The sequence below is a fragment of the Thalassospira sp. UBA4513 genome (assembly GCF_002388495.1).
GTDB classification, from domain to species: Bacteria; Pseudomonadota; Alphaproteobacteria; order Rhodospirillales; family Thalassospiraceae; genus Thalassospira; species Thalassospira tepidiphila.
Map to the genome: position 1 here is coordinate 30,764 of NZ_DGMR01000026.1, position 356 is coordinate 31,119.

Below are 356 nucleotides of genomic sequence, written 5' to 3' on the forward strand. Positions count from 1 at the left end.
GATCCAGGAAATAGGCAATCGCCATCCCGGCCACGAATGGCAACAGGATGCCCGAAAACAGCCAGATCAGGAAAAAGAATCCAACAACAAAGATCAGCCAGAAACGTGCTTGCTGTCGTAATGTCATTCCCCGGCCCCTGTTAAACTGTCCCTGTCCTGCAAAAGGCTTATCCGCCTAACGACAGCCCCTGCAAACGATCCGCGCCGCTTGGCTGAATGAACCAAAGTTCTCCCATCCGCGACAGGCTAAGGTTCTGCTGATTAAGCGCTGTCTGCAACTGATTGGCCGATCCGACATATTCAATCGATACCTGCACTTCGCGCTTTGACATGGCAATCACCCGCGAATTGCGCAC

General features: G+C 52.8%; 1 pseudogene. It reads right to left on the reverse strand.

What is annotated here, in order from left to right:
• Positions 1–167 precede the first annotated feature (167 nt).
• Positions 168–356, reverse strand: a pseudogene (locus tag B2T33_RS10835) (DUF2066 domain-containing protein); the annotation flags it as partial.